This window comes from Rhodoferax sp. U11-2br, assembly GCF_018619435.1.
Taxonomy (GTDB): domain Bacteria; phylum Pseudomonadota; class Gammaproteobacteria; order Burkholderiales; family Burkholderiaceae_C; genus Rhodoferax.
Window position 1 is genome coordinate 1 of the sequence record NZ_JAHFZF010000046.1, and the last position, 21943, is coordinate 21943.

At 60.1% G+C, this 21943-nt stretch carries 20 protein-coding genes and 1 pseudogene; 14 read left to right on the forward strand and 7 right to left on the reverse strand.

Annotated elements, in window-relative coordinates:
* Both KKO72_RS19610 and KKO72_RS19615 read right to left on the reverse strand, forming a co-directional pair.
* Nucleotides 1-475: pseudogene (locus KKO72_RS19610) on the reverse strand (branched-chain amino acid ABC transporter permease); the annotation flags it as partial.
* Nucleotides 462-1361, reverse strand: a complete 900-nt coding sequence (locus KKO72_RS19615) for a branched-chain amino acid ABC transporter permease (RefSeq protein ID WP_214943160.1) — start codon at nt 1359-1361, stop codon at nt 462-464. The pseudogene KKO72_RS19610 and the gene KKO72_RS19615, both read right to left, overlap by 14 nt.
* Nucleotides 1362-1738: 377 nt before the next feature.
* Here KKO72_RS19615 and KKO72_RS19620 point away from each other — a divergent pair, with 377 nt between their 5' ends.
* Genes KKO72_RS19620 through KKO72_RS19640 form a run of 5 tightly spaced genes read left to right on the forward strand, consistent with a single transcriptional unit; the run spans nt 1739 to nt 5315 of the window.
* A complete protein-coding gene (locus KKO72_RS19620; RefSeq protein ID WP_214943162.1) occupies nt 1739-3223 on the forward strand; it encodes a YdiU family protein in 1485 nt (494 codons plus the stop codon).
* A gap of 20 nt (nt 3224-3243) precedes the next feature.
* A complete protein-coding gene (gene msrB, locus KKO72_RS19625) occupies nt 3244-3651 on the forward strand; it encodes a peptide-methionine (R)-S-oxide reductase MsrB (protein ID WP_078363678.1) in 408 nt (135 codons plus the stop codon).
* Nucleotides 3648-4193 (forward strand): septation protein A, encoded by a 546-nt coding sequence (locus KKO72_RS19630; protein WP_214943165.1) that lies wholly within the window; start codon nt 3648-3650, stop codon nt 4191-4193. The genes msrB and KKO72_RS19630 overlap by 4 nt, the downstream gene beginning before the upstream one ends.
* Nucleotides 4190-4480: a BolA family transcriptional regulator gene (locus KKO72_RS19635; protein ID WP_214943168.1), complete on the forward strand. Its 291-nt coding sequence runs from the start codon at nt 4190-4192 to the stop codon at nt 4478-4480. Before KKO72_RS19630 ends, KKO72_RS19635 begins: the two co-directional genes overlap by 4 nt.
* Before the next feature lie 49 nt (nt 4481-4529).
* On the forward strand, nt 4530-5315 hold the full coding sequence (locus tag KKO72_RS19640) for a peptidylprolyl isomerase (RefSeq protein WP_214943171.1): 786 nt from the start codon (nt 4530-4532) through the stop codon (nt 5313-5315).
* A gap of 55 nt (nt 5316-5370) precedes the next feature.
* Here the strand turns inward: KKO72_RS19640 and KKO72_RS19645 are convergent, their stop codons facing one another.
* Entirely contained in the window at nt 5371-6297 is a 927-nt protein-coding gene (locus tag KKO72_RS19645) for a LysR substrate-binding domain-containing protein (RefSeq protein ID WP_214943174.1), read from the reverse strand.
* A 106-nt stretch (nt 6298-6403) separates the two neighbouring features.
* Here KKO72_RS19645 and KKO72_RS19650 point away from each other — a divergent pair, with 106 nt between their 5' ends.
* The 3 genes from KKO72_RS19650 (at nt 6404) to KKO72_RS19660 (ending at nt 9845) form a co-directional block, all read left to right on the forward strand.
* Nucleotides 6404-6688 (forward strand): hypothetical protein, encoded by a 285-nt coding sequence (locus tag KKO72_RS19650; RefSeq protein ID WP_214943180.1) that lies wholly within the window; start codon nt 6404-6406, stop codon nt 6686-6688.
* Nucleotides 6689-6774: 86 nt separating this feature from the next.
* Entirely contained in the window at nt 6775-8814 is a 2040-nt protein-coding gene (locus tag KKO72_RS19655) for a U32 family peptidase (protein WP_214943184.1), read from the forward strand.
* A 77-nt stretch (nt 8815-8891) separates the two neighbouring features.
* Nucleotides 8892-9845 (forward strand): DMT family transporter, encoded by a 954-nt coding sequence (locus tag KKO72_RS19660; protein ID WP_214943187.1) that lies wholly within the window; start codon nt 8892-8894, stop codon nt 9843-9845.
* 7 nt (nt 9846-9852) lie between these two features.
* On the opposite strand, the gene rraA is transcribed toward KKO72_RS19660, so the two are convergent.
* Nucleotides 9853-10374, reverse strand: coding sequence for a ribonuclease E activity regulator RraA (gene rraA, locus KKO72_RS19665; RefSeq protein ID WP_214943190.1), 522 nt, complete (start codon nt 10372-10374; stop codon nt 9853-9855).
* 231 nt (nt 10375-10605) lie between these two features.
* Here rraA and KKO72_RS19670 point away from each other — a divergent pair, with 231 nt between their 5' ends.
* From KKO72_RS19670 to KKO72_RS19695, 6 genes are all read left to right on the forward strand, one after another.
* Nucleotides 10606-11130 (forward strand): SWIB/MDM2 domain-containing protein, encoded by a 525-nt coding sequence (locus tag KKO72_RS19670; RefSeq protein WP_214943193.1) that lies wholly within the window; start codon nt 10606-10608, stop codon nt 11128-11130.
* 102 nt (nt 11131-11232) lie between these two features.
* Nucleotides 11233-12237 carry an ABC transporter permease subunit gene (locus KKO72_RS19675; RefSeq protein WP_078363688.1) on the forward strand — a complete coding sequence of 335 codons (1005 nt, stop codon included), beginning with the start codon at nt 11233-11235 and terminating at the stop codon, nt 12235-12237.
* A gap of 14 nt (nt 12238-12251) precedes the next feature.
* The gene (locus KKO72_RS19680) at nt 12252-13145 is read left to right on the forward strand and encodes an ABC transporter permease subunit (protein WP_214943196.1); all 894 of its coding nucleotides are present in this window, start codon (nt 12252-12254) and stop codon (nt 13143-13145) included.
* Nucleotides 13146-13156: 11 nt separating this feature from the next.
* Entirely contained in the window at nt 13157-14146 is a 990-nt protein-coding gene (locus KKO72_RS19685; RefSeq protein WP_214943199.1) for an ABC transporter ATP-binding protein, read from the forward strand.
* Complete coding sequence (locus KKO72_RS19690) at nt 14143-15168, forward strand: dipeptide ABC transporter ATP-binding protein (protein WP_214943202.1); 1026 nt, start codon at nt 14143-14145, stop codon at nt 15166-15168. Before KKO72_RS19685 ends, KKO72_RS19690 begins: the two co-directional genes overlap by 4 nt.
* Nucleotides 15169-15197: 29 nt before the next feature.
* Nucleotides 15198-16829 carry an ABC transporter substrate-binding protein gene (locus KKO72_RS19695; protein WP_214943205.1) on the forward strand — a complete coding sequence of 544 codons (1632 nt, stop codon included), beginning with the start codon at nt 15198-15200 and terminating at the stop codon, nt 16827-16829.
* A gap of 74 nt (nt 16830-16903) precedes the next feature.
* Here KKO72_RS19695 and KKO72_RS19700 read toward each other — a convergent pair whose 3' ends face one another.
* Genes KKO72_RS19700 through KKO72_RS19710 form a run of 3 tightly spaced genes read right to left on the reverse strand, consistent with a single transcriptional unit; the run spans nt 16904 to nt 21683 of the window.
* Nucleotides 16904-19600: an EAL domain-containing protein gene (locus KKO72_RS19700; protein WP_214943208.1), complete on the reverse strand. Its 2697-nt coding sequence runs from the start codon at nt 19598-19600 to the stop codon at nt 16904-16906.
* A gap of 35 nt (nt 19601-19635) precedes the next feature.
* Entirely contained in the window at nt 19636-21273 is a 1638-nt protein-coding gene (locus KKO72_RS19705) for a methyl-accepting chemotaxis protein (protein ID WP_214943211.1), read from the reverse strand.
* Nucleotides 21270-21683 (reverse strand): response regulator, encoded by a 414-nt coding sequence (locus KKO72_RS19710; RefSeq protein ID WP_214943214.1) that lies wholly within the window; start codon nt 21681-21683, stop codon nt 21270-21272. Before KKO72_RS19710 ends, KKO72_RS19705 begins: the two co-directional genes overlap by 4 nt.
* Between the last annotated feature and the right edge of the window lie 260 nt (nt 21684-21943).

Genomic DNA, 21943 nt, shown 5'->3' on the forward strand with positions numbered 1-21943 from the left:
CCACCCGGTTGCCCGAGAGCCCCCCCTCCCCGCCAAAAAACCCCGGCAGCACCAGCGCACCCGCCCAGATCAACTCACCCACACCAAAGCTGATCATCGCAAACGCGGTACCGGCGCGCCGGGTGCTGACCCAACCCAGCAACAACGCCAGCAGCACACTGCCCAGGCCACCGGCCAGCGGGATCAGGCTCACTGGCAGCGGCCAGCCACCACTGACACGGTTGAGTGTGTGTATGGCCAGATAAGCCCCCATGCCTGAATACACCGCATGGCCAAAACTCACCAGCCCACCCTGGCCCAGCAGCAGGTTGTAGCTCAGGCAGACAATGATGGCGACGCCGATCTGGCTCAGCAAGGACTGGCCCAGGCTGCTGTCCCACAGCAGCGGCGCCAGCACCAGGGCCAGCGCGTAGCCGCCCCACAGCAGCCAGAGCTTCGGGTGACGCATGCCCGGACCCAAGTCAGTAACTGGCATGGCGCTGTGCGCTCCCCATCAGGCCGTTGGGTCGCAGCACCAGGGTCAGCACCATCACCATGTAAGGCAACACCGGCGCCAACTGGCTGAGTTTGAGAGAAGGCAACATCGCCACATCCAGCGCCACGACAAAGGTCTGCATCAGCCCGATCCCCAGCGAGGCCAGCAAGGCACCGCGCAAGGAACCCAGCCCACCGACCACCACCACGACAAACACCACGCCACCCAACGCCTGCGCCATGTCGGGCTCGGTGACAAAAGCGTTGCCCCCCAGCACCCCGGCCAGCCCCGCCAGGGCACAGCCCAGGCCAAACACGAGTGTGAACACCCGCGGCACGTTGTGACCGAGGGCCTGCACCATCTCGGGATGCGTCAGCGCGGCGCGGATCACCAGCCCCACGCGGGTGCGCACCAGCAGCGCCAGCGCACCCAGCACCAGCAGGGTGATGCCCATGATGAAGGCGCGGTACAAGGGAAACTGGGTGTCAAACAGGGTCAACAGCGGCCCATCCAGCATCGGCGGCACCCGATAATCGACCGCGCTGCGGCCCCACAGACCCTGCACCAGCTCCACCAGGATGTAGGACAGGCCAAAGCTGATCAGCAGCTCGGACATGTGGCCAAAGGCGCGCACCCGGCGTAGGCCAAGAGACTCAAACCCCGCGCCCAGCAGGCCAACAAACAGCGGCGCCAGCAGCAGCGCCCACCAGAAACCCAGCCAGCCAGACAGGCTGTAGGCCAGGTAGGCGCCCAGCATATAAAAGGCGGCGTGGGCAAAGTTAAGCACCCCCATCAGGCCCCAGATCAGCGTCAGCCCGGAGCTGAGCAAAAACAGCAGCAGGCCGTAGCTGATGCCGTTCAACACAGACAGCGTGAACCAGGCCATGCTCAACCCGGCTGCCCGCCAACGCTCTGGCGCAGCCGCTGGGGCCATACCAACGTGCGGTGAAGAAGGTCGCGGTGTTGAACAAGTGTCTTGGAGCGTGTCATGGTGTGGGTGAGGTCTGTGGGCTGATTTTACGGAGCCGCCCAGCCCACCAACCTGCGCTCAGATGCCCCTGCGCCCACAGGGTTTGGGCCAGCCAGCCCACAATCCAGTACGGTGTCACAGAAATACAGGAACACAATGAAAACGACAGATTTTTTTGACTGGCTAGGCGAGAGGAGGCGACATAGCCTTAGCTATGGCAACGACGAACAACAACGCCAGGCAGGAAAAGATGCGCTTTCATGTTCCTGCATTTCTGTGGCGCCGTACTCACCATGAATGCGCCCCACCCGCCCAAGCTGCCCCTGCGTTTGCCCCTGAACTGGGACAACCAGTTTCACCAACTGGGCGCGGCTTTTTACACCCAGATCGCCCCCCAACCACTGCCCGAGCCGTATTGGGTCGGGCGCAGCCCCAGCGCCGCCGCGCTGCTGGGCCTGGACGCCCAGACCCTGGCCTCGTCCGAACTGTTGCAAGCCCTGTCGGGCAACCTGCCCATCTCAGGCAGCCAGCCGCTGGCCAGCGTCTACAGCGGCCACCAGTTTGGCCATTGGGCCGGGCAGTTGGGGGATGGCCGGGCGATTCTGCTCGGTGAAGCCCAAGGTTGGGAAATCCAGCTCAAGGGCTCGGGCCTGACACCTTATTCCCGCATGGGGGATGGCCGGGCGGTGTTGCGCAGCAGCATCCGCGAGTTTTTGTGTTCCGAAGCGATGTTTGGGCTGGGTATTCCCACCACCCGGGCGCTGTGTGTGACCGGCTCGGACCAGCCGGTGGAGCGCGAGCTGCTGGAAACCGCGGCGGTGGTAACCCGGCTGGCGCCGAGTTTCATCCGGTTTGGCCACTTCGAGCACTTTGCCAGCCGCCTGCAACATGCCGAGTTAAAGACTCTGGCCGACTTTGTCATAAACCGCTTTTACCCGGACTGCCGCAACGCGCCCACGCTGGACGGCAACGTCTACGCGAGCTGGTTGCAGGCGGTGGTGCAGCGCACGGCGGTGATGGTGGCGCACTGGCAGGCGGTGGGTTTTTGCCATGGGGTGATGAACACCGACAACATGAGCATCCTGGGCCTGACGCTGGACTACGGCCCGTTTGCCTTTCTGGATGTATTTGACCCGGGCCACATCTGCAACCACAGCGACCCGCATGGCCGTTATGCGTTTGACCAGCAACCCGAGATCGCCCACTGGAACCTGTATGCGCTGGCCAACGCGCTGATGCCGCTGATAGGCCGCCCCGCGCTGGCCGAACAGGCGTTGGACAGCTTTGAGCCGACGTTCAAGCGCAGCTACCAGCAGTTGATGGCCGCCAAACTCGGGCTCCAGCCCGCAGAGGGGGACGAGCAGCTGCCCGTCTTGATCCGCGACACGCTGGCCTTGCTGGCGCAGGACCGGGTCGACTACAGCATCTTCTGGCGCCGCCTGAGCCATGCCAGGGCCAGCGGCCCCTTCGAGCCGGTGCGCGACCTGTTCATCGACCGAGTTGGCTTCGACACCTGGCTGCTACGGTATCAAGAGCTATGTGCCCAATCAGAAAAAGGGCTAGAGGCCAATTTGATGCTCAAAGTCAACCCCAAATATGTGCTGCGCAACTACCTCGGTGAAAACGCCATCGAGGCGGCGCGACACAAAGACTTCAGCGGCGTGGCCAACTTGCTGACGCTGCTGCTGGCGCCCTATGATGAACACCCCGCGTTTGAGGCGCTGGCTAGTTTGCCGCCCGATTGGGCCAGCCAGATCAGCATCAGCTGCAGTTCCTGACCCTTTTGGAGACCCACACCATGCGCTTTCCCATCCAGAAAAGTGACGCCGAGTGGCAGGCCCAGCTGGCCGACATGGGCGCCGAACCCGGTGCTTTCCAGGTCACACGCCAGGCCGCCACCGAGCGCCCGTTCACCGGCAAATACGCGCGCCACTGGGCCGACGGCAGCTACCACTGCATCTGCTGCGGCAATAAGCTCTTTGACGCTGACACCAAGTTCGACGCGCATTGCGGCTGGCCCAGCTTTTCGCTGGCGGTGCCCGGTGCCATCACCGAGATCACCGACCGCAGCCACGGCATGACCCGGGTGGAAACCGTGTGCTCCCAATGTGGCGCCCACCTGGGCCATGTGTTTGACGACGGCCCGGCGCCCACTGGCTTGCGGTATTGCATGAACTCGGCTTCGTTAAACTTCAAGGCTACATGAAAATTCTCATCGACTTCTTCCCGATCCTGCTGTTTTTCGGCGCCTTCAAGTTCTACGACATCTATGTGGGCACTGCGGTGCTGATGGCCGCCACCGTGCTGCAGATGGCGCTGATCTACGGCATCGACCGCAAGCTGACCGCCATGCACAAGATCACGCTGGCCTTGATCCTGGTGTTTGGCACCTTGACCCTGGTCTTGCACGATGAGCGTTTCATCAAATGGAAACCCACCGTCTTGTATGGCGCCATGGCCATTGCGCTGGCCCTGGCGGTGTGGGTCTACAAGAAAAACTTCCTCAAGGCCTTGCTGGGCAGCCAGCTGAGCCTGCCTGAGCCGGTTTGGATGCGGCTCAACGGGCTGTGGGTGGGCTACAGCGCCTTCATGGCGTTCATCAATGGTTATGTGGCGGCGTATTTCAGCACCGAGGCCTGGGTCGACTTCAAGATCTGGGGTTATGTGTTCCCGGTGGTGTTTCTGGTGGGCCAGGGCTTTTATATCTCGCGTTACCTGACCGAGGAGAAAAGCGAGCCCACACCATGAGCCAGCCACTGCCGACCGCGAGCGCGGCGCTGATCACCCAACGCCTACAAGAGCGGCTGCAACCCACTGCGCTCGAGGTGATTGACGAGAGTGCGCTGCACAGCGGCCATGCGGGCGCCAATGCCAGCGGCTTTGGCAGCCACTTCCGTGTACGGATTGCTTCACAGTTATTTACCGGCAAGACACCGGTAGCGCGGCATCGGCTTGTGTATGATGCGCTGCAAGATTTCATCGACCAGGGCCTGCACGCGCTGGCCATCGAAACAAAATTGCCCGCCGCCAACTGAAGCGGGTCCAACCCCCAAACACTTTTCATTCAAAACGCAGGAAATTTCCATGAAAAACAAACTCGTCGCAAGTTTTGCACTGGCCGCTTTGGTGGCCGGTCTGTCGCCCTTGGTGAACGCCCAGAACCTGGCGATCGTGAATGGCAAAGCCGTGCCGCTGGCCCGTGTCCAGGCCCTGAGCCAGCAAATCGCCCGCTCCGGCCGTGAAGTCACGCCGGACATCGAAAAACAGATCAAGGACGAAGTCATCGCCCGCGAAATCTTCATCCAGGAAGCCCAGAAACAAGGCCTGGACACCACCGAAGACTACAAGGTGCAGATGGACCTGGCACGCCAGACCATCCTGATCCGTGACCTGTTCACCAACTTCCAGAAGACCAACGCCGTCACCGACGAAGAAATCAAGGCTGAATACGACAAGTTTGCGGCGGCCAACAGCGGCAAGGAATACCGTGCCCGCCACATCCTGGTTGAGAAAGAAGCCGATGCCAAGGCCATCATCGCCAAGCTGAAAAAAGGCGCCAAGTTTGAAGACATCGCCAAAAAGGAAAGCAAAGACCCGGGCTCTGGTGTCAACGGTGGTGACCTGGACTGGGCACCCGCTGGCAACTATGTGACCGAATTTGCCGAAGCCCTGACCAAGCTGGCCAAGGGCAAGATCACCGACACCCCGGTCAAGTCACAGTTTGGTTACCACATCATCCGCCTGGACGATGTGCGTGAAGCCCAGTTGCCCAAGTTTGAGGAAGTCAAACCCCAGATCGCCCAGCAACTGCAACAGCAAAAACTGGCCAACTACCAGAACGACCTGCGCACCAAAGCACGCATCGAATAAGGCCAGCGCCTTCGAGATCCACAACGCGGCCCAAGTGGCCGCGTTTTTTTTGCGCCTAAAGCAGCAGTTCACTGTGCGCAGCCACGTCGCCCAGCCCTTGCAGCGACAAAGCCAACTCCTCCTGCAGCCAGGCGCGAAATGCCAACAAAGGTGGCCAGTCCTCCAGCTCTGGCGGGAAAACACACCAGAAGGCGTACACACTGTTGTCGGGCAAGGCCCAGGGCGACAGGCGAACCAGTTGTCCCTGGCGCAGCGCGTCGGCCGCCAGTACCTCGCGTGCCAGCCCGATGCCCATGTCCTGCTCCACCGCCTGTAGCATCAGACCCGCATCGTTGAAGGTCGCCACCGGGTTGACCGCGACGCGGCTGCCGCCCAGCGCAAACCAACGCTCCCACCATGAGGCCTGACCCAGCAGCGGCTCCTCGGCCAATGCATCGGTGCCACGCCCCTGCAGGCGCCGTGCCGCGGCGGGTGACCCCAGCGCAATCAGAGGTGAATCGATCAGTTGCACCGCCTGCAAACCGCGCCACGGACCCGACCCCTGGCGCAAGGCCACGTGGTAGCCCTCACGCACCAGGTCCACCATCTGTTGTGTGGCATGGATCTCCAGGTTGATCTCCGGGTGACGCTCACGCCAGCGCGACATGCGTGGCAACAACCAGCGCTGTGCGAACGAGGGCAACAAGGTCAGGCGGATGCGCTGCGCCTCGCCTTTTGCCGTTGCCACGGCGGCGCGCAGGCCTTCATCCAGGCGGTCCAGCGCAGGCTCTACATGGCGCAGCAAAGCCGCACCTGCTGCATTGAGCACAATGCGCCGCCCACGCCGGTCAAACAGCTCAAAACCGAGCTGGTCTTCGAGCAACTTGATCTGCTGGCTGACCGCACTGTGGGTCAAATGGAGCTCTTGCGCGGCCGCACGCAGGTTGCCCAGGCGCGCCACCACGCGAAAGGCCGGAAGGGTATTCAAAGGTAATCTAGGCATAAATTGGTAAGCATTGGTGAACAATTAGTTCATAAATGATCGATATCCACGGGTTAATTCATTAGATAAGCTTACCAGCATGTCTACTCAACCCTTGGAGATCACCATGCACACCGTCTGTCAGCCATGCGCTTGTGTCCCCTTGCCACAACACAAACGGCACAGCACCATCCAACGCTGCTTGTCTGTTGTACGCCGCTTTGGGGCGACGCTGAGGGCCGTGCTCAGAACCCGCCCGCGCGAGCGGCAGCTGGCGTCACTCGACGGCCTGAGCGCAGAAACACTCAAGGACATCGGTGCGCCGGAGTGGCTGCAAGCACAGGCCTATCGCGCACACGCGCGTGCCCGGCAGGGGGGCCTATTTGAAAGGGAGTCGCTGTACTGGCGTTAAGAAGCCCCGTCTGCCATCCGTCGTGCGGCGCGGGGTCATCACCCCTTGGACCTCATCACCCAAGCCAGGCAGGGATAATTCGGGCCATGTCCCTGCTCCCTCACCAACTTGAACTCTTAGCCCCGGCGCGTGACGCCGCCATCGGCATCGAAGCCGTCAACCACGGAGCCGACGCTGTCTACATTGGCGGCCCCGGCTTTGGTGCACGCTCCAGCGCCGACAACTCGGTGGCCGACATTGCTCGTCTGGCAGCACATGCCCACCGCTTCAACAGCCGGATTTTTGTCACCCTCAACACCATCCTGCGTGACGACGAGCTGGAGCCAGCACGCCAACTGACCTGGCAACTGTATGAGGCCGGGGTAGACGCGCTGATCATCCAGGACATGGGCCTGCTGGAGCTGGACCTGCCACCGATCCAGTTGCACGCCAGCACCCAGACCGACATCCGCACGTCCGAAAAAGCGCGTTTTTTGCAAGACGCAGGCCTGTCGCAGATTGTGCTGGCGCGTGAGCTGACGCTCGAACAAATCGCCGCCATCCGCGCTGCCACCGACCCCAGCCGATGCGCCATCGAGTTTTTTGTGCACGGCGCCTTGTGTGTGGCCTACAGCGGCCAGTGTTACATCAGTGCTGCCCACACCGGGCGCAGCGCCAACCGCGGTGAATGCAGCCAGGCCTGCCGCCTGCCCTACCAGGTGATTGACGACAAGGGGCGCTTTGTTGCGCACGACAAACACGTCCTCTCGATGAAAGACAACAACCAGAGCGACAACATCAGCACGCTGGTGGACGCCGGTGTGCGCAGCTTCAAGATCGAAGGCCGCTACAAGGACATGGCCTATGTGAAGAACATCACCGCGCACTACCGCACCCTGCTCGATGAGGTGATTGAAGCACACCAACACTCCGAGCAGCCGCTGGCCCGCGCCAGCAGCGGCAAGACCACCTTCAGTTTCACCCCCGACCCGAACCAGAACTTCAACCGCGAATTCACCGATTACTTTGTCAACGGCCGCCAGGATGATATCGGTGCCTTTGACTCGCCAAAAAACCCGGGCCAACCGATTGGCCACGTGTTACAAACCGGCCCGAACTGGGTGGAGCTCGAACTCAGCAGCCGCTACACCGAGTTACACAACGGCGACGGCCTGTGTTACTACGACCTGCAAAAAGAGTTGGTCGGCTTGGCCATCAACCGGGCCGAACTCATCAGCGCCAAAAAGGCGCGCTGGCGGGTGTTTCCCAAAGACGCGATGGACATACTCAAAGACCTGCGCGCGGGGCTGGAAGTCAACCGCAACCGCGATCTGCATTGGCTGCGCCAGCTCGACAAGAAGTCAAGCGACCGGCGCATCGGCCTCTGGATCAACCTGCAGGTGCAGGCCGAGGCCGTGCACCTGACCCTGACCGACGAAGACGGCCACAGTGCCACGGTGCAGCAGCCCTTTCCCGCAGCGCAGCGGCAAGCGGCGCTGGATACAGACGCTGCACTGGAACAGATCCGCAGCCAGTTGGGCCGCCTGGGAACTACCAACTTCATAGCCATCAGCACAGACGTGACCTGGGCTAGAGGCCGATTTGAGGCCATTGTGTTGCCGAGCTCCCTGCTCAACAGCCTGCGCCGCGACGCAGTGGCGCAGTTGGAAGCAGCCCGCGCCGCCGCCTTCACCCGCCTGCCACGTGCACTGCCAGTGGAGCCACCCGCGCCCTACCCCGAAGACAGCTTGAGTTATCTGGCCAATGTGTTCAACAAAGCGGCCCGCAGCTTTTACGCCAAACACGGTGTCAAGGTGATCGCCCCAGCCTATGAAGCGGTGCAGGAGATGGGCGAAGTCAGCCTGATGATCACCAAACACTGTGTGCGCTTTTCCTTGAGCCTGTGCCCCAAACAGGCCAAGGGCGTGACCGGTGTGCAGGGTTTTGTGAAAGCCGAGCCGCTGCAACTGGTCAACGGCAAAGAGAAACTCACGCTGCGTTTTGACTGCAAACCCTGCGAGATGCATGTCATGGGCAAGATGAAACCAGCGGTGGCCAAGCAGTCACGCCAGGAACTGGCCGCAGCCAGCCAAGGTGTGCCAATCAGTTTTCACAAAGTCCGGCCCAAGCAGGAATTTGGCCACTGACATCGCCTGACCAGCGCCCCGGATGGACGCACTATTTCGGGCATCATCCAGGGCTTTGATGTGAACGAGTGCTCCCCATGACTTTGAAAGTTGTTGCTGCGCCGCCTCTGTGGCTGGCCTGTGTGTTCCTGGCCCTGAGCATGTCGCTGGTGGGCAGTTATGTGGCGCTGAGTAAACCGCTGGCGGCGGCGCTACCGGTGTTTTTGCTGGCCTGGTTGCGTTTTGGCATTGGTGCGCTGGCCATGCCGCACTGGCTGGTCAAACCCGCCAATGAGGTGCCGATGAGCCGCGCGACAAAGAAGCTGATTTTTCTCGAATCCTTCCTGGGCAATTTTTTGTTCACGATCTGTATGCTGTTTGGCGTGAGCCTGACCACTGCCGTCTCAGCGGGCGTCATTTTGGCGGCGATCCCGGCGGTGGTGGCGCTGCTGAGCTGGGTTTTCCTGCGTGAGCGCATCAGCCGCCGTGTGGCGCTGGCGATTGTGCTGGCGGCGCTGGGCATCGGCTTGTTCTCACTCTCGAAATCAGAGCTATCTGCCCATGCAATACAAGGGCCAGATGCCAATTTGGCTCATAAAACATCGTGGCTGGGCAATCTGCTGGTGATGGGCGCTGTGGTGTGTGAGGCCGCATATGCGGTGATTGGCAAAAAACTTACCGGCACCGTGTCACCCAAACGCATCACCGCACTGATCAACCTGTGGGGGTTTGCACTGATGACCCCGATGGGCCTGTACGCGGCCTGGGCCTTTGATTTCTCGGGTGTGGCGATACCGATCTGGCTGCTGCTGGTGTTCTACGCGCTGGCCGCCAGCGTCTGGACGGTATGGTTGTGGATGACCGGCTTAAAAACCGTGCCCGCGTCGCAGGCCGGGGTGTTCACCGTGATGCTGCCGATCTCGGCCGCTGCTGTGGGCGTGCTGGTGCTAGACGAGACCTTGACGGGCATGCAGTTGCTGGCGTTTGGCCTGTGCCTCTCAGGGGTGGTGCTGGCCACACTCCCGGCACGCGCCAAGCCGGTCAAGGCCTGAACCCGACTCAGGCCAAGGGCGTGGCGCTCACCACCATGCCATCGGCATCAGCGTACAACCAGTCACCCGGGCGTACCCAGACGCCCTGAATCTGCACCGGCACATCACGCAGGCCCTGGTTGTGTTTGTCGGTGGGCATGGGCACACAGGCCAGCGCGCGGATGCCCAGGTCCAGCTGCGACAGTTCGGCCACATCCCGCACACAACCATTGATCACCACTCCAGCCCAACCATGGCGTGCAGCGGCAGCACCCAGATTGCCACCCAGCAGTGCACGGCGCAAAGAGCCCGCACCGTCCACCACCAGCACCTTGCCCACCCGCCCCTCGGGCGTGTCGATCCAGCCAGTGCTCTCCACCGCAGCTTTCACGAGCGAGTTGTCTTCGAAACATTTGACCGTGCTCACCGGCCCGGCAAAAGCCAGGCGTGCCCCAAAGTCGCGAAACACCGCAGGCAACACCGCAAACACCTCGGGAGACGCCTGTTTGTGCGCATCACACAGGTCACAAGTCAGTGGAATTGGGCGCATCGTGATTTCCCTCAAATAATGGAAAATTGTAGGCAAGCGAGCCCCGCAAATGGGCCACTTGCCACCGTACGGCACCACTGTGGGGCCTCACGCTACAAAAAACGTGAGCAACAGGCCATATTTCTCGCTTTTCCCCTTGGAAAAGGGGTTTTTCTCCAGTAGCATCCGGCTCAACCAGCAGATGAGCTTTTCTTGCTGGTGATTGATTAACTTCCAATAGGACAAAACACCATGGCAACTGCAACCAAAGCGCCAGCAAAAAAAGCTGCTCCAGCCCCCAAAGCCGCACCCGCCAAAAAAGCGGCAGCCACCAAGGCTGTGCCAGCGGCACCGGCAAAAAAAGCGGCTCCTGCCAAAGCGGCAGCACCCGCCAAAGCCGTGAAGGCTGCACCAGCCAAAGCTGCCGCCAAGGCCGCCCCTGCCAAAGCAGCACCCGCCAAGAAAGCCGCACCCGCTAAAAAAGCCGCAGCCCCCAAAGCCGCTGGCAAAAAAGCGCCCGCCAAAAAACGCACCGTCAATGCTGCCTTCATGAAGGCCCTGACCCCGAGCGCCGCTTTGGCAGCTGTGGTGGGTGGCAAGCCTCTGCCACGTACCGAAGTGGTCAAACAGCTGTGGGTCTACATCAAGAAGCAAAAACTGCAAGACGCCGTCAACAAGCGCCTGATCAATGCAGACGCCAAACTCAAAGAAGTTTTTGGCAAGGCACAGGTCACCATGTTTGAAATGGCCGGCTTGATCGGCAAACACCTGAAATAAATCTGAAATAATTAACCCCCTGGCAGCATGAAAAAGCCGACGTCACGTCGGCTTTTTCTTCATGTCAAGACGTTGGGTTCATCATAAAAATCAAAGTCTGCGATGTTTCGTTTCCTGTTAACCCGCTTCAGTCTGATCATCCCGACCTTCATCGGCATGACGCTGGTAGCGTTCTTCCTGATCCGGATGGTGCCCGGTGATCCCATTGAAACCCTGGCCGGGGAACGGGGCATTGACGCAGCACGTCACGCCGAGTTGCTCAAGGCCTATGGTCTGGATCGCCCGGTGATGGTGCAATACGGCATCTACATCGGCCGTGTGCTGCAAGGTGATCTGGGTAACTCGATCATCACCCACAGCCCGGTGCTCGACGAATTCCTGGCCCTGTTTCCAGCCACGGTGGAGCTGGCGGTGTGCGCCATGTTGTTCGCCCTCATTGTGGGTATTCCGGCAGGCATTTTGGCCGCCGTTAAACGCAACACCTTTCTCGACCACGGCGTGATGGGGGTGTCCCTGACCGGTTATTCGATGCCGATTTTCTGGTGGGGTCTGTTGCTGATTTTGCTGTTTTCGGTGCAACTGGATCTGACGCCAGTGTCGGGCCGCATCTCGGTGCAGTATTTCATTGAGCCGGTAACCGGCTTCCTGCTGATCGATACCTGGCTGGCGGGTGACAAGGACGCTTTCTGGTCAGCTGTCACCCACCTGATCTTGCCGATGGTTGTGCTGGGCACCAATCCGCTGGCGGTGATTGCGCGCATGACACGTTCTGCCATGCTCGAAGTGCTGGGTGAGGATTACATCCGTACCGCACGCGCCAAGGGTTTGTCCAACCTTCGGGTGGTGGGTTTACATGCCCTGCGCAATGCGCTGATCCCTGTGATCACCGTGATTGGGCTGCAGATCGGTGTGTTGTTCACCGGCGCGATCCTGACCGAAACCATTTTTTCCTGGCCCGGCGTGGGCAAGTGGATGATCGAAGCCATTGGTCGGCGTGACTACCCCGTGCTGCAAGGCGGCATCTTGCTGCTGGGCGGCATGGTGATGATCATCAACCTGCTGGTGGATGTGACCTACGGCATCATCAACCCGCGCATTCGGCATTAAACAGGCCCTTGACCATGACGACGCTTGCCGAACCTATTTCTCATACCCCCCAGCATCCCCTGCGCGAGTTCTGGGACTATTTTTCAACCAACAAAGGCGCCGTGGGTGGCCTGGTGATTGTGTTGCTGGTGCTGCTGATGGCCGCTTTTGCGCCCTGGATTGCACCGTATGCCCCCGACATCACCGACCCCAGCGTTTTTCTGGTGCCACCCGCCTGGCAGGAAGGTGGCTCGACTGCCCACCTGCTCGGTACCGATGCCATTGGCCGCGACATCCTGTCCCGCCTGATCCATGGCGCCCGCTTGTCTTTGGCCATTGGCCTGGCGGTGGTGGCGCTGTCGGTGACGCTGGGCACCGTGCTGGGTCTCACTGCTGGCTATTTCCGTGGCGTGTTCGAGGTGGCCGTGATGCGCCTGATGGACATCATCCTGACCCTGCCCAGCCTGCTGCTGGCGATTGTGATCGTGGCCATCCTCGGCCCAGGTCTCATGAACGCGATGCTGGCGGTGGCGATTGTGGTGTTGCCACATTACGTGCGTATCACCCGTGCCGCAGTGATCTCCGAGATGTCGCGCGACTATGTGACGGCGGCGCGCATGAACGGCGCAGGCCACCTGCGGCTGATGTTCAGCGAGGTGTTGCCCAACTGCACCGCACCACTGATCGTCCAGGCTTCGCTGGGCATCTCGACCGCCATTCTGGACGCCGCTGCCCTGGGCTTTCTGGGCCTGGGTGCACAACCACCCTCACCCGAGTGGGGCACCATGCTGGCCGACGCGCGCGAATTTGTGTTGCGCGCCTGGTGGGTGGTGACCTTCCCCGGTCTGGCAATTTTGATCACGGTGCTGGCCTTCAACCTGCTTGGTGATGGCTTGCGCGACGCGTTTGACCCCAAACTCAAACGCTGAAAGAGTTATAGATGGCACTTCTGGAAATTCAAAACCTGTCGGTCAGGTTCCCGTCCAAGACCGCAGTCATGCACGCCGTGGACGGCGTAAGCCTGTCCCTGGAAGCAGGCGACGTGCTGGGTATTGTGGGCGAGTCCGGCTCCGGCAAAAGCGTGACCATGATGGCCCTGATGGGTCTGGTGTCCTACCCGGGCCAGATCAAGGCCGACAAACTGGTCTTTGACGGCCACGACCTGCTCAAACTGTCAGACCGTGATCGCCGCCGACTCATCGGCAAAGACATGGCGATGATTTTTCAAGACCCGACCACCAGTCTGAACCCCTGTTTTACCGTGGGCTTTCAGATGGCGGAGACCTTGAAGTTACACATGGGCATGGACAAGGCGGCAGCCCGCAAACGCTCTATCGAACTGCTCGAACAAGTGGGTATCCCGGCGCCTGAGAGCCGCCTGGGCGTTTACCCGCACCAGTTGTCGGGTGGCATGAGCCAGCGTGTGATGATTGCCATGGCGATTGCCTGCAACCCCAAACTCCTGATTGCAGATGAACCCACAACAGCGCTGGATGTGACCATTCAGGCGCAAATCCTGGATCTACTGCGCAACCTGCAGAAAGAGCGCAACATGGCGTTGGTGCTGATCACCCACAACATGGGCGTGGTGTCCGAGATGGCACAACGTGTGGCGGTGATGTACGCCGGCCAGATCATGGAAGAACGCAGCGCACAAGCCATGTTTGAGACCCCGCAACACCCTTACACCGACGCCCTGCTGGCCGCCATGCCCGAGCGCAGTGATGGCGCGACACGCCTGGCCACCATCCCTGGCATGGTGCCGGGCCTGTTTGACCGACCCAGCGGCTGCTTGTTTGCGCCGCGTTGTATGTATGCCAATGCCCACTGCCGTGAACAGCGACCCGCATTGCGCGACTGGCAAAACGGGCTGGTGCGTTGCCACACACCACTCGCAACAGCGCCTGCTGCACAAGGAGTGGCAGCATGAGTCAGTCCACCCATTCCCAACACACCACCAACCTGGCCGATGAGCCGGTGGTGGTCGCGCGTGACCTGAAACAGGTTTACAAAATCAACCATGGTGCATTTCGGGCTGCCGATCACCTGCAGGCCGTCAGCGGTGTGTCCTTCACCGTGCGTGCCGGCAAAACGCTGGCGGTGGTCGGCGAATCTGGCTGCGGCAAGTCCACCCTGGCACGCATGGTGTCACTGATTGAAGCGCCAACCGCAGGTGACCTGAAACTGGGCCAGGTCGATGTGATGGCCGCCAGCGCCAAAGAGCGCCATGCCCTGCGGCGCACGGTGCAACTGGTGTTCCAGAACCCGTATGGGTCGCTCAACCCACGCAAGAAAATTGGTGCCATTCTGGAGGCGCCTCTGGAGATCAACACCGACCTGTCCCCCGCCCACCGCGCCGAACAGGCCCGCTCCATGCTGGCCCTGGTGGGTCTGCGCCCCGAGCACTATGACCGCTATCCACACATGTTCTCGGGTGGCCAGCGCCAGCGCATCGCCATCGCACGCGCGCTGATGCTCAAACCCGCGCTGATTGTGGCTGACGAGCCGGTCTCGGCACTGGACGTGTCGATCCAGGCCCAGGTGCTGAACCTGCTGGCCGATCTGCAGCGCGAACTGGGTCTGGCTTACCTGTTCATCTCGCACGATCTCGGGGTGGTGCGCCACATTGCCGACGATCTGCTGGTGATGTACCTCGGCCACGCCATGGAACAAGGTGACAAGGCCACCATTTTTGCCCAACCCTTGCACCCCTACACCCAGGCCCTGCTGGCCTCCACACCGGGTATGGTGGGCTCCGGGGTGTCCAAGCAACGCATTGTGCTCAAAGGGGAGCTGCCGTCGCCACTGAATCCCCCGAGCGGTTGCGTTTTCTCAACCCGCTGCCCGCATGTCACTGCACAATGCCAAGCGGAGCGTCCGATTCTGAGAGAGCTGGCTGGCAGGAAAGTTGCTTGTCATCTGGCTGAACAATTCATCAAACCCGCTGCTTAAGCAGCATCTACCTGTCAGGAGTCCACAAGATGACCATTTCCATTGCGACGACATTGACCAAATTCCCGCTGAAGCGAACTGCACTGTGTGCGTTGGCGCTGCCAGCCCTGCTGGCTCTGTCGCCGGTCTCGGCCAAAACACTGGTGTACTGCTCGGAAGGCAGCCCGGAAAACTTTGCCCCCAGCATCAACACCACCGGCACCTCGTTTGACGTCAGTGAACAGATCTACGACAACATCGTCGACTTCGAACGTGGTGGCACCAAAGTGGTACCCGGGCTGGCCGAAAAATGGGACGTCTCCAAAGATGGCCTGGAATACACCTTCCACCTGCGCAAGGGTGTGAAATGGCAATCCAACAAAAACTTCAAGCCCAGTCGCGACTTCAACGCCGATGACGTGTTGTTCATGTTTGAGCGCCAGTGGAAAGAAAACGACCCTTACTTCAAGGTCACCAGCGCCAACCACGCTTATTTTGGTGACATGGGCATGCCCAAGCTGCTGAAATCCGTGGACAAGGTGGACGACTACACCGTCAAGGTCACCCTGAATGCACCCGAAGCACCGTTCCTGTCCAACCTGGCAATGCAGTTCGCCGGTGTCCAGTCCAAGGAATACGCGATTGCCATGCTCAAGGCTGGCACCCCCGAAAAGATTGACCAGGAACCCGTCGGCACCGGCCCCTTCATGCTGGTGCAATACCAGAAAGACGCCATCATCCGTTACAAGGCCTTCCCACAATACTGGGCTGGCAAGGCCAAGATCGATGACCTGATCTTCTCCATCACTCCTGATGCGTCGGTGCGTTGGGCCAAGCTGCAAAAGGGTGAGTGCCATGTCATGCCCTACCCCAACCCGGCTGACCTGCCTGCCATCCGCAAAGACCCCAATGTGGTCGTGATGGAGCAACCTGGCCTGAACGTGGGTTACCTGGCCTACAACACCACCAAGAAGCCGTTTGACGATGTGCGTGTGCGCAAAGCCGTGAACATGGCCATCGACAAGAAGGCGATTGTGGATGCGGTGTATCTGGGCACAGGTGTTCCTGCCACCAACCCGATCCCACCCACCCAGTGGTCTTACAACAAGTCTGTCAAGGACGACGCCTACAACCCCGCAGAAGCCAAGAAGTTGCTGGCCGCTGCTGGCTTGGCCAACGGCTTCACCACCGACCTGTGGGCCATGCCCGTGCAACGCCCCTACAACCCGAACGCCAAACGTATTGCCGAGCTGATGCAGGCAGACCTGGCCAAGGTGGGCATCAAGGCTGAAATCAAGAGCTTTGAATGGGGTGAGTACCGCAAGCGCATGCAGTCGGGTGAACACCAAATGGGTATGTTGGGCTGGACCGGTGACAACGGTGACCCGGACAACTTCCTGAACACCCTGCTGGGCTGTGCTGCGTCCAAGAACAATGGCTCCAACGTGGCCAAGTTCTGCTACCAGCCATTTGAAGACCTGGTGCAAAAAGCCAAGGTGGTGTCCAACCCGGCTGAGCGTGCCAAGCTGTACGAAAAAGCCCAGGTGATCTTCAAGGAACAAGCCCCCTGGTTCACCATCGCCCACGCGGTGCAGATCAAACCGGTGCGCAAGGAAGTCATTGGCTTCAAGCTGAGCCCGTTTGGCCGCCACTCCTTCTACGGTGTGGATATGGCCAAGTAAGTCACCTCGACACCCTCAAAAAAGCCAGCTTCACGCTGGCTTTTTTTTTGCTTGGTCAGGCTCACACCAGAGGTTTAGGGTCTCAGTACCAAAGCTTCAAAGTCCTCAACCATCAGCGGCCGACTGAAGAAGTAGCCCTGATACGCATAGCAGCCTGCGCTGGCGAGAAACGCACGCTGTGCGTCAGTTTCAACCCCCTCGGCGATCACACTCAAACCCAGACCCTGGGCCAAGGTGATGATGGTTTTGGCGATACCTGCGCTATTTGTGTTGGTCAACACCTCACTGACAAACGAGCGGTCAATCTTCAACTGGTCCAGCGGCAAACGGCCAAGGTAGGATAAGGAAGAGTAGCCGGTACCAAAATCGTCCATAGAAAAGCCAATACCCTGGCTTTTTAATACGCCCATCTTTTCAATGATGTCGTCGACATTGCCCACCAGCAGACTCTCGGTGAGCTCCAGTTTCAGGTGTTTGGGGTTGATCCCCGCGCGCTCGACCACCAACATCACCTGTCGCACAAAATCAGGCTGTGCCAACTGCAGGGCACTGACGTTCACCGCCAACACCAGATCTGCCAGGCCCGAGCAGTTCTGCCACTTGGCCAGCTGGCAACAGGTGGTTTCCAGCACCCACTGCCCGAGCTGCAGAATCACACCGGTTTCTTCCGCCAAGGGAATGAAATCTGCAGGCGACACCATGCCACGCGTCGGATGGCGCCAGCGCACCAACACTTCTGCACCAGTCACCCGGCCAAGTGCCATGACCTGGGCCTGATAGTGCAGCTCAAATTGCCCAGCCGACACCGCACTGCGCAAATCCTTTTCCATCGCCACGCGGTTGATCATGACGGTCTCCATCGTGGGATCAAAAAAGTGCACTCCATTGCGCCCCATATCCTTGGCGCGGTACATGGCCAGGTCAGCCTGGCGCATCAAGTCATCGATGCTGGCGGCTTGACCCAGAAACATCGTGGCGCCGATGCTGGCCGAACCCGTGTGTGTCACCTCACCCAATTGGTAGGGCAGGCTCAAAACTGCCAAAATTTTGGCGGACACCAACTCGATGTCTTTCACCGCCTCGACCTCACTCTGGCCCAAACCCGCCAGAATCACCGCGAACTCATCTCCCCCGACGCGTGCCACCGTGTCACTGTCTCGCACACAGCCGACCACACGCCCGGCCACCTGCTGCAGTTGCAGGTCACCCACATCGTGGCCCAAGGTGTCATTGAGCGTTTTGAAGTGGTCCAGATCAATGAACAACATCGCACCAAAAGTGCCATGGCGATGGCCAGCTGCGATCACCTGTTTGAGACGGTCCACCAACAGCGTCCGGTTGGGAAGTCCAGTCAGTTGGTCGTAAAAAGCCAGTTTCCTGATTATTTCGTCCGCCGCCTGGCGTTCGGATATGTCGCGCAAGGCGCTCGCAAAAAACAGCCCTTTGTTGGTCTCAATCCGGCTCAGGCTGACCTCCACGTGGCATTCGCTGCCATCTTTTCGCAAGGCTTTGATGGTTTTCCTGAGAGCCCTGGGGGGTGTTTGGGTGTCTGCGCCAAACCCCTCGCGCAGCCTGTGATGCGCGGCACGGGAAGGCATGGGCACCAGGTCTTCGATCGGTTTGCCCAGCAGTTCTGCCATCGCATACCCCAACAAGGGTGTCACTTGCTGGTTGACCATGGTGATGATGCCGTGCTCATCACTGATCAGCAAGGCGTCGGGTGTTGCTTCAAAAATCGACTGCAGGCGCGCATCACTGTCGCGCAAAGCCATCTCCCGTTGGTGTGTCACCTTGTCAAACACCCGTTGCCGTCGTTGGTGGATGTACAAGGCCAGGAACACGGCCAAGCTCACCGCCCCAAAGGCTCCACCCAGCAAACTGGTTTCCCGTCGCCAGTTCGCATGGATGGCCGACACATCACGAGAGACCATCACGACCAGCGCCTTGTCCATGGCCAATTGCGGCGGCTGCACTGTGCGCAGGGCCACCTGCCGGAGCTCGCCACTGGCGTCAGTTGTGCCGGTGAAGGCGCTGGTCGCCCAACCAAGGTTTTTGTGCTGGCCAAAGACACTGTCTGGCTGAGCCCAGTTCACTTCGTCTTGGCCAAGGGTGTAGGGTGCACTGACAAAGAGCTGACCGTCACCGTGAAACAGTGCAATCTGGGTGTCTGGGGTAAAACGGACCGAATCCAGCAAAACACCAGAGAAAGTCGACTCCACCACGGCCACCACCACCCCACCAAATTGGCCATCAGCGTGCTGGATGTCCCTCACCAAGGCCATCGACGGTCTGCCCAGGCTGCTGACAAATGGCGCAGATACATGCAGGACACCTTGGCCACGCTGTCGCAAGGCGGTCTGAAAGTACGCCCTTTGGGAGGCATCAAACCCCACCAGACTGTCAATGCTGGCATGGGTGACCCGGCCACTGGCGTCAGTGATCAGCAACGGCGACATGCCGGTGAGCGTCTCGGCCATCAGCTTCAAACGGCCATTGAGCGTACGCCGCTTGAGCCGCGGTGCGGCATCCGTGGCCAGATCGGCGAGCAGCCCCTCCAGCGCGCGGTTGGCAGAGACCAGCTGAGAGGCCAGGTTTTTTTCGATCACACGTGCCTGGTTGGCAAGCCGCTCCTGCTCGCTCGAGCTCATCAGCTGGTGGTCAAGGTACTTGGCGTAGCCGATGTAGGCCCCCAAGCTCAGCAGCAGCCCCGCACACAGCAGCCACTCTGCAAGAAAAAGGGTATTGACAGTTCGACGTGTTTCTCGACGCATGGATCAACAAAACTGGATCGAGCTACACCCTGTTGTCAGCGCACCGCAAGCAGCACCTGGCTCGGGCTTCTCGCGCTGACATCGGTACGGGCGTTTGGCTGCGCCACATCCACCAGACCCGTTTGATCCAGCTGCAGCTTGAACACCGCCACCGTCTGCACCAGATCATGCGCCTGCGACCTCAGGCTGCTGGCGGCTGCGGCCATCTCCTCCACCAAAGCGGCATTCTGCTGGGTCACCTGGTCCATTTGGGTGACCGCTTCACCAACCTGGCTGACGCCTTGGCTTTGTTCACGGCTGGCAGCACTGATCTCCCCCATGATGTTGGTGACGCGCCGAATCGCGCTGACCACCTCCTGCATGGTGGAGCCCGCCTGGTCCACCAGCGTGCTGCCTTGCTCAACCCGCGTCACGCTGTCGCCGATCAAGGCCTTGATTTCTTTGGCGGCGGAGGCCGAACGTCCGGCCAGGGCACGCACCTCGGTCGCCACCACCGCAAAACCGCGGCCCTGCTCGCCCGCTCGGGCTGCCTCCACGGCGGCGTTGAGCGCCAGAATATTGGTCTGAAAGGCAATCCCGTCGATGACACTGATGATGTCGGCAATTTTGTGCGAGGCATCGTTGATGCCTTTCATGGTCTGCACCACTTGCGCCACCACGTCGCCGCCCTGCACCGCCACCGTGCTGGCATTCATCGCCAACTGGTTGGCCTCGTGCGCATTGTCCGCATTCTGTTTGACGGTAGCGCTGAGCTGTTCCATGCTGGCCGCGGTTTCCTCCAGCGCACTGGCTTGTGATTCGGTGCGTGAGGACAAGTCCTGGTTGCCTTGCGCAATCTCGGCACTGGCGGTAGCCACCCCTTCGGAGCCGGATCGGACATGGCCGACGATGCCCGACAAGCTGTCGCGCATGCTTTTGAGGGCGTACAACAGGCTGGACTGGTCGCCGTTTTTGAGTGCGATGTCCACGGTCAGGTCCCCCGCTGCAATACGCCGGGTGATGTCAGACGCCACATCCGGTTCACCCCCCAATTGACGCAGCAAACCGCGTGCAATCAGCAGGCTGGCCAGCAGCAGCAGCGCGGCCAGCACAGCGGCACCGGCAGAGGCGGTGAAGACGCGGGCCTGGATCACTGCATTCACATTGTCCACATACACACCTGAACCCAGCACCCAACCCCAGGGCGCAAACGCCTTGACGTAGGAAATTTTGTCCACCGGTGTCTGGCTACCTGGCTTGGGCCACATGTAGCTCACAAAACCAGACCCGGCTTCTTTGGCCAGTCTGTTGAGTTCCAGCATAAACAGCTTGCCGTTGGGGTCTTTGAGCCCCGAGACATCCTGACCATCCAGGTTGGGACTGGTTGGATGCATGACCATCTTGAGCTGGTAGTCCTGGATAAAGAAGTACTCGTTGCCGCTGTAACGCAAGGCCTTGAGCGCGGCGATGGCGCGCTGTTTGGCCTCGTCAACCGGCATGTTGCCTTGCGTCGACAAGTCCTGGTAGTGAGAGATCAGCCCATGTGCAGTCTCCACCGCTTGCTGCAGACCCAGCTCACGCTCCTGCATCAGCAGGTTGCGCTCGGTGTACAAAAATACAGCGACCAGGACCAAAATGCCGACCAGCGCACTCGCAATCAGCAGGCCCAGGCGTTGGGCAATCGTCAATTTCATGGTGTGTTCTCAGGGTTGGGGGCAATCACATCGGACTTGGTGGACACACCGTGCCGGACTTCCAGAAGCAGCCTGTCAAGCAGTGCATCCGCTTGTGTGGCCTTGTCAAAAAACCAGTCAGCGCCCTGAACCCGGCACTGCTGCTGTTGGCTGTTGTCTGCATGCAAAGAAAAGACAGCAATACGCATCTCGGGCGCCAGCTGTTTGAGGGTCTGTAGGGCGACGTCACCCCGACCGTCAGGCAAGTGCAGATCCAGAATCAGCAATGTGGGAGGATCACACCGGATACCGTCCAGTGCAGCATGTAATGTGGCCGCCTCACGAACCGACCCCACGCCCGTGATGCAACCCAGCAAAGCCCGCAAACTGGTACGAACCGCTTGTGAGTCATCAACGATCAAGACATCCATAGGCATGGTCCGATCGTGCACAGACCGATCAGGCTACGCCATCGGGTACGGCTGATTTGTATGTCAGCAAAGGCTGAATCCACCTAGGGCATGCCCTAGCTCGGCCAGCATAGAAATCCGTTTAGATTCATATGCCTTTTATGCCTAAAACCCTTTTTTAATAAGCGCTTACAGCTATTTAAAACATAGCAAATTAGACATCATCTTCGGCTGAGCATCCGCTCTGGTTGGCAAAGACGCCTCGGGTGGGTGGGTTCTGT

Coding starts and splice junctions, on each gene's coding strand:
- KKO72_RS19670 (WP_214943193.1), top strand. CDS start 10,606: ATGGCAACTGCAACCAAAGCGCCAGCAAAAAAAGCTGCTCCAGCCCCC.
- KKO72_RS19660 (WP_214943187.1), top strand. CDS start 8,892: ATGACTTTGAAAGTTGTTGCTGCGCCGCCTCTGTGGCTGGCCTGTGTG.
- KKO72_RS19675 (WP_078363688.1), top strand. CDS start 11,233: ATGTTTCGTTTCCTGTTAACCCGCTTCAGTCTGATCATCCCGACCTTC.
- KKO72_RS19695 (WP_214943205.1), top strand. CDS start 15,198: ATGACCATTTCCATTGCGACGACATTGACCAAATTCCCGCTGAAGCGA.
- KKO72_RS19655 (WP_214943184.1), top strand. CDS start 6,775: ATGTCCCTGCTCCCTCACCAACTTGAACTCTTAGCCCCGGCGCGTGAC.
- KKO72_RS19685 (WP_214943199.1), top strand. CDS start 13,157: ATGGCACTTCTGGAAATTCAAAACCTGTCGGTCAGGTTCCCGTCCAAG.
- KKO72_RS19630 (WP_214943165.1), top strand. CDS start 3,648: ATGAAAATTCTCATCGACTTCTTCCCGATCCTGCTGTTTTTCGGCGCC.
- msrB (WP_078363678.1), top strand. CDS start 3,244: ATGCGCTTTCCCATCCAGAAAAGTGACGCCGAGTGGCAGGCCCAGCTG.
- rraA (WP_214943190.1), bottom strand. CDS start 10,374: ATGCGCCCAATTCCACTGACTTGTGACCTGTGTGATGCGCACAAACAG.
- KKO72_RS19645 (WP_214943174.1), bottom strand. CDS start 6,297: ATGCCTAGATTACCTTTGAATACCCTTCCGGCCTTTCGCGTGGTGGCG.
- KKO72_RS19690 (WP_214943202.1), top strand. CDS start 14,143: ATGAGTCAGTCCACCCATTCCCAACACACCACCAACCTGGCCGATGAG.
- KKO72_RS19700 (WP_214943208.1), bottom strand. CDS start 19,600: ATGCGTCGAGAAACACGTCGAACTGTCAATACCCTTTTTCTTGCAGAG.
- KKO72_RS19640 (WP_214943171.1), top strand. CDS start 4,530: ATGAAAAACAAACTCGTCGCAAGTTTTGCACTGGCCGCTTTGGTGGCC.
- KKO72_RS19635 (WP_214943168.1), top strand. CDS start 4,190: ATGAGCCAGCCACTGCCGACCGCGAGCGCGGCGCTGATCACCCAACGC.
- KKO72_RS19710 (WP_214943214.1), bottom strand. CDS start 21,683: ATGGATGTCTTGATCGTTGATGACTCACAAGCGGTTCGTACCAGTTTG.
- KKO72_RS19615 (WP_214943160.1), bottom strand. CDS start 1,361: ATGGCCTGGTTCACGCTGTCTGTGTTGAACGGCATCAGCTACGGCCTG.
- KKO72_RS19620 (WP_214943162.1), top strand. CDS start 1,739: ATGAATGCGCCCCACCCGCCCAAGCTGCCCCTGCGTTTGCCCCTGAAC.
- KKO72_RS19650 (WP_214943180.1), top strand. CDS start 6,404: ATGCACACCGTCTGTCAGCCATGCGCTTGTGTCCCCTTGCCACAACAC.
- KKO72_RS19680 (WP_214943196.1), top strand. CDS start 12,252: ATGACGACGCTTGCCGAACCTATTTCTCATACCCCCCAGCATCCCCTG.
- KKO72_RS19705 (WP_214943211.1), bottom strand. CDS start 21,273: ATGAAATTGACGATTGCCCAACGCCTGGGCCTGCTGATTGCGAGTGCG.